Source organism: Phascolarctobacterium succinatutens CAG:287, from assembly GCF_000434895.1.
Classification (GTDB): domain Bacteria; phylum Bacillota; class Negativicutes; order Acidaminococcales; family Acidaminococcaceae; genus Phascolarctobacterium_A; species Phascolarctobacterium_A succinatutens_A.
The window spans coordinates 50,780-55,633 of record NZ_FR892777.1 but is presented as its reverse complement, the minus strand read 5'-3'; the positions used below and the strand labels follow the sequence as shown (position 1 = coordinate 55,633).

Below are 4,854 nucleotides of genomic sequence, written 5' to 3'. Positions count from 1 at the left end.
TCTCTGAGTGAGTGTTTATGAAATGTCACCGCGTCGTCAGGGCTTCTGGGAGCACACTAATTTTTTACAGGAGAAGAGAATTTTGGAGCAGCAGCTTTTAACAGAGCAGGAAATTCACGAGCTTGGCTTGCAGGCTCTCGTTCCCTGGCTGGAAAGTCATAATTTTAAAATTGATTATATGCAGACTGATATGAATACTGTACCGCATATTTTTGCCCTAAGCGGCAAAATCCTGACGGTTATCATTGCAGCGACATCAATGTACCCGCATAAGGGCGTTGTCGGTGAAGCAGATAAGGCTTATGCTATGCGTGTAGCAACACAGCTTGGTGCTCTTTGTGCTACCGCTTCTATCGGTCTGGTAAATGTAGATGGTTTGCCTGACGATAAAAAGCTCATGGGTACGCCTATGCGCAACGGTCATTATAAGGCAGACTTTAGTGGACTGGAATACATTCACTATACCGATAATGCACTGTGAGGTGACGTTATGGACTTGTTAACAGTTAATCAGGAAAAATGTCTGCGTTGTGGCATTTGCGTAGAATGCTGTCCTTCCTGCATTCTTTCTATGGGTGAAAACGGACCGGAATGCAATTTTGACCGTGGCTGCATGAGCTGCGGCCAGTGCGTTGCTATCTGTCCCGTAGGAGCGTTGGATAATAAGTATACGCCGCTGGCGGAGCAGCGTCCTGTGACGATGCCGTTGCCGACGCCTGAGGTTGCTTATGAATTTTTGCGCATGCGCCGCAGTGTGCGCAACTTTAAGCCGCAGACACCGACGGATGAGGAAATTACCCGCATGCTGGACGTGGCACGCTATGCGCCGACTGCCGGCAATTCACAGGGTATGTACTATATCGTTATCCGCAATAAGGAGCAGATTCGTGCGATTGCTGACGCTGTTGCCGACTGGATGGAGGCTGAGGTTGCGGCAGGCACTGAAAACAAACGTTATTTTCAGGTGGTGCTGCGCGCTTACCGTGAGCGTGGACAGGATATTATCGCCCGTAATGCGCCCTGCCTGATTTTTGCGCTGGCACGCCGTCTGAATATTACCGGTGTGAGCAATGCAGAGCAAAGCTGGGCCTACGCAGAGCTGTTTGCCCCGACCATCGGTCTGGGCACAACGATTGCCGGCTTTATCCAATCCTGCGGTATTGCAGGCTATCAGCCGCTGTTGGATTTGATTGCTGTGCCGCCGAAGCACAAAATTGTGGGTACGCTGATGGTTGGCTATCCTAAATATAAATATCAGCGGATGCCGGAAAGACAGCATCTGAAGGTTGATTTTCGCTAAGGATTATTTAAGCATGAACTATTGCCGTGGTTCATGCTTTTTGTTTTGAATTTTATCTGAGAAAAGATTCTTGCTTACACAGAGTGCGGTCTGCAATTTATTGTAGCGGATGCCTCTATGTGGTATAATATAAAAGATTGGGTAAAAGTATATGGTACTTAAATTTATTTGAATTTTATGATGAAGTATGAGCATGAGGTGTAATTATGTCAGATGCAGTATTGAGTGTAAATCATTTATCTATAGGCTATGGCAGCCGCTGTGTTATCAGCGACGCCAGCTTTACTATCGGCAAGGGTGAGCTTGTTGGTATTATCGGCTGTAATGGTGCCGGTAAGAGTACTCTCTTGAAAACAATCCGCGGTATGCTGCCGAAGCAGAGCGGTGAGGTTTTGTTCTTTGATAAGCCGATGGAGGAATATACCGACAGAGAGCTGGCGCGTGAGGTTGCGTATCTGCAGCAGCAGGTAGAGGTAGGCTTTGGTTATACAGGACAGGATATTGTTATGGCGGGCCGTTATCCTTACCTGAAATGGTGGGAGCGCGAAAGCGAGGACGACAAGCGTCTGGCGCTGGACTGCATGGAATATACCGGTACGCGGGAGCTGGCAGAAAAGCCGGTGACAGAGGTTTCCGGCGGTCAGAAGCAGCGTATTCTGCTGGCAAAGGTTTTGGCGCAGCAGACTCCGGTTCTGTTCCTCGATGAGCCTACTACCGGTCTGGACATGGTTTATCAGGAGGAGATTTTCCGTTTTGCGCGTGAGCTGGCGCTGATGGGCAAGACTGTGCTGATGGTTGTGCATGAGCTGAATTTGGCAGCCAAATACTGCAGCCGTATCCTGCTTTTAGGCGAGGGCAAGCTGTTGGCAGACGATACTCCGGAGCGCGTATTTACGGAAGCTTTGCTGAGCAGAGCATATGCGGCTGATATTGCCGTAAGCCGTAATCCGGTGAATAATAATCTGGAGATTACAACGCGTGTAGATGAGGCAAGTAAAGAAAAGGATGCAGCTTTACTGAAAAAGATTTGCTGCGAATAGGTGAAGTATGAGAATCTTATATATTCTGCTGGTGATGCTGTGCCTCGCACAGCAGGCCTTTGCGGGTGTGAAGCTGGAGGCAGTGTATCCCTATAATCTGGATAAGAGTGCTGCGCATGTAGTACATGGCGGCAGTACAATGCCTTTGTTTATCAATATTACCGGCTTTGATGTACCGCATGAGCAGCCGGCGCATTTGCGTGTCATTTTACCGGAAGGCTTTAAGGCGCTTGCCAATGACAAATGGCGTTTGGGAAGTGCTGACGGCCGCCAGACGGCGGAGGCTGATTGGGTGCTGCCGGCAGATTTCGGACAGAGCTTTGATTTGCTGTATATTCAGCCGCAGGCAGACCTTGCACGTGGCGCAAAGCAGCTGACGGTGGAGGTCAGCGGTGACGGCTGGCACGAACGCAAGGAGCTGAGCTTTGGTTATGAGCCGGCGGCGGCAGCAGCGGTAGCTGCGGAACCGACGCAGGGGAAGAAGCTGGACCGCAGCAAGTTCAACTGGTATATCCAGAGCGTGACGCTGCCGGTAGATAATTTGGGCAACAAGGACGACCGCGCGGCAGAAGGCGTAGTTTTTATCCGCGATACTACGCTCGAAGGCTTCCGTAACCGCATGACGGGCGACGGTGCGACGAACTGGTCGGCAGTGTTTAACCACCCTGCGACTTTTCTGGTGCTGGATATGCGCAATCCGCAGCGCGATGTGCGCTTGCTGAAATTTAAGGCGGAGCTGATTGATAAAAAGACAGGTAAGGTTATGCCCGGTCTTTGTACCGCCGGCAAAAACAATGAGGATTCCGAGCATGGCTGGGCCGGTGATACCGGCAGCGTCAACGAAACTACGGCGCTGATTTCGCTGGACGGCAAGAAAACTCAGGCCTTTATCATTCCGTTATACGTAGATTATTTTACAGTGTTGGAGGGTGATTACAGTCTGCGTGTGACCGTAAGCGGCAACGGGCAGGAGAAGGTGCAGGAGGTACCGCTGACAATCGCCAAAAAGCATAATCTGGGACTTTTGGCAGTAGGTTTTTCCTTTATCTGCCTGCTGGCTGTGCTGGCCTTTAGCTACAAGCTGAAGGGCTGCATTTACCGCATCGGTGCGCGTGGTGCTATTACGGTGGCACTCTTTGCGGCGCTTGCTTTTGGCGGTATCACACTGCCGACAACGCTTATCGGTGATTTGCTGCATGTATTCTTAGGGCCTTTCTCCGGCTTGGTGACAGGCATTCTGAGCGGCATGCTGCTGTATTTGCTGGTGGTGGCGCTGCTGGTGCTCTTCCGTGCGCCGGGCGTACTGACGCTGATGTATTTTGTCAAATATATGCTTGCCGGTCTGATGTTCGGACATTTTACGCCTCTCGGACTGCTTAGCATGAGTGTAAACGTAGCAATTTTGGAAACGCTGCTGTATCTTTCCGGCTTCTACCGCAGGCAGGAGCTGGGCAAGGGCTATATGCTGTTTATCTGCCTGCTGATGGGCGTGGGCGATGCGCTTGTCACCTTCGTCAATATGGAGCAGATGATGTTCTTCTACCGTTTGTATTATGCAGACTGGTATCTGGCGCTGTATATGCTGGTCAACGGCCTTGTGTACAGCAGCATCGGCGCCTGGCTGGGTGCTAAGACGGGCAGTAAGCTGCAGCAGGTTATGGGGGAATAGAGATGCTGAAAATAGACAATTTATCTTATCGCTATCCCTCAAGGAAGCAGTTTACCTTAAAGAATATCAACCTGACGCTGGCAGACGGCGAAATGCTGCTTTTGGCAGGTCGCAGCGGCTGCGGAAAGTCGACGCTGATTAAAGCAATCAGCGGCCTGTTGGGCAGTGAGGAACGTGGCGAGCTGCAGGGAGCGATTTACCTGCAGGGTGAGGATATCAGCAAATGGCCGCCGGAAAAAACAGGCCAGCTGGTAGGCACTGTGTACCAGTCGCCGGACGACCAGCTTTTTGCGATGACGGTGGCTGATGAAGTAGGCTTTGCGTTGGAAAATCAGGGCGAGGAGCCGGAGGTTATTGCGCGCAAGGTGAGCGAAACTCTGCAGATGGTAGGCTTGGGCGGCTTTGAAAATTACAGCATCCACAAGCTGAGCGGCGGCCAGAGGCAGCGCTTGGCGTTGGCTTCGATTCTTGTTACCAGGCCGGGACTTCTGATTTTAGACGAGCCTGTCAGCCAGATGAACCCGCAGGGCGTACAGAGCTTTATGCAGCTTTTGGTGCGCCTCAACCGCGAGGCCGGCATTGCTATTTTGATGATTGAGCATCGTGTGAACGAGCTTTGCAAATATTTTTCGCGTCTGGCAGTAATGCGGGACGGACGTATTGTGTATGACGGTCTTGTTAAAGATGCCTGGCAGGCGATGACAGGGCGCACGGATTTGGGCTTGCGTGAACCGCAGACAGTGAAGCTGTGCCGTGCACTGCAGCTGTCGGAGCTGACAACAGATCAGGGAAAAATAGTGCGGATGCTGCGTAACGAATGCGAGCCTGCAGAAGCTGCTGTGCAG

At 51.3% G+C, this 4,854-nt stretch carries 5 protein-coding genes; all 5 read left to right on the top strand.

Features of this window, described 5'->3' with window-relative positions:
• The first annotated feature begins 22 nt into the window (after positions 1–22).
• On the top strand, positions 23–481 hold the full coding sequence (locus BN587_RS03820; RefSeq protein WP_021719828.1) for a hypothetical protein: 459 nt from the start codon (positions 23–25) through the stop codon (positions 479–481).
• A gap of 9 nt (positions 482–490) precedes the next feature.
• On the top strand, positions 491–1,300 hold the full coding sequence (locus tag BN587_RS03815; protein ID WP_021719827.1) for a nitroreductase family protein: 810 nt from the start codon (positions 491–493) through the stop codon (positions 1,298–1,300).
• Between the two features lie 206 nt (positions 1,301–1,506).
• Positions 1,507–2,340: an ABC transporter ATP-binding protein gene (locus tag BN587_RS03810; protein ID WP_021719826.1), complete on the top strand. Its 834-nt coding sequence runs from the start codon at positions 1,507–1,509 to the stop codon at positions 2,338–2,340.
• 7 nt (positions 2,341–2,347) lie between these two features.
• Positions 2,348–4,009, top strand: coding sequence for a hypothetical protein (locus BN587_RS03805; protein ID WP_021719825.1), 1,662 nt, complete (start codon positions 2,348–2,350; stop codon positions 4,007–4,009).
• A gap of 2 nt (positions 4,010–4,011) precedes the next feature.
• On the top strand, positions 4,012–4,854 hold an 843-nt coding region (locus tag BN587_RS11785; RefSeq protein ID WP_044484165.1), incomplete at its 3' end, for an ABC transporter ATP-binding protein.

Coding starts and splice junctions, on each gene's coding strand:
- BN587_RS03820 (WP_021719828.1), top strand. CDS start 23: ATGTCACCGCGTCGTCAGGGCTTCTGGGAGCACACTAATTTTTTACAG.
- BN587_RS03810 (WP_021719826.1), top strand. CDS start 1,507: ATGTCAGATGCAGTATTGAGTGTAAATCATTTATCTATAGGCTATGGC.
- BN587_RS03805 (WP_021719825.1), top strand. CDS start 2,348: ATGAGAATCTTATATATTCTGCTGGTGATGCTGTGCCTCGCACAGCAG.
- BN587_RS03815 (WP_021719827.1), top strand. CDS start 491: ATGGACTTGTTAACAGTTAATCAGGAAAAATGTCTGCGTTGTGGCATT.